Origin of the sequence: Psychromonas arctica, assembly GCF_038155225.1 — a bacterium.
GTDB classification, from domain to species: Bacteria; Pseudomonadota; Gammaproteobacteria; order Enterobacterales; family Psychromonadaceae; genus Psychromonas; species Psychromonas arctica_B.
In genome coordinates, this window is record NZ_JBAKBA010000271.1 from 1 (window position 1) to 223 (window position 223).

Sequence of the window (223 nt, forward strand, 5' to 3'; positions counted from 1 at the left end):
TTGATGTGCTTTTTCAGCAGCATCAACACTTGATTCTCCTAATGTACCTTTTTATAGATAACCCGCAGCAAACGTATCTCCCGCCGCAGTGGTATCAATTACATTTTCAGGTGCTTCTTTTTGAGCAGCAACACTAATTGAATCATCTGCAGTGATGATCAAAGATTCGCAGCCACCTTGTTTGATAACATTTTCTTGAACGCCTAATGCACGAGTACGTTCG

At 41.3% G+C, this 223-nt stretch carries 1 protein-coding gene; it reads right to left on the reverse strand.

Features of this window, described 5'->3' with window-relative positions; translation table 11 throughout:
- Positions 1-51 precede the first annotated feature (51 nt).
- The coding region (locus V6255_RS18530) for a PfkB family carbohydrate kinase (protein WP_341629436.1) at positions 52-223 on the reverse strand (172 nt) is incomplete at its 5' end.